This window comes from Komagataeibacter intermedius TF2 (assembly GCF_000964425.1).
In the GTDB taxonomy this organism is placed as follows: domain Bacteria; phylum Pseudomonadota; class Alphaproteobacteria; order Acetobacterales; family Acetobacteraceae; genus Komagataeibacter; species Komagataeibacter intermedius.
On sequence record NZ_BANF01000725.1, the window covers coordinates 1 to 307 of the forward strand.

Consider the following 307-nt stretch of genomic DNA (forward strand, 5'->3'; position numbering starts at 1 on the left):
GTTTTTATTATCCCGCCAGTTCAGGTCTCCATGTTTTCTGCGGATTGCGCCAGTCCACACCCTCCAGCAGACAAGTCAATTGTGACGGGGAGAGATGGATCGCTCCGTCCTTTGCCGAAGGCCACAGGAAATGCCCGCGCTCGATCCGCTTCGCATATAAGGAAAGGCCGATCCCATCGTGCCAGATCAGTTTCACCAGGTCGCCGCGTCGGCCCCTGAAGGCATAGACGTCACCCGCGAAAGGGTCACGACCCAGTGCTTCCTGGACCTTCAACGCCAGCCCGGGCATCCCCAGGCGCATATCGGT

General features: G+C 59.0%; 1 protein-coding gene. It reads right to left on the reverse strand.

The window, feature by feature from the left end; translation table 11 throughout:
• Nucleotides 1-7 precede the first annotated feature (7 nt).
• Nucleotides 8-307: IS66 family insertion sequence element accessory protein TnpB (tnpB, locus tag B7449_RS19105; RefSeq protein ID WP_082084955.1), on the reverse strand; the 300-nt coding region annotated here is incomplete at its 5' end.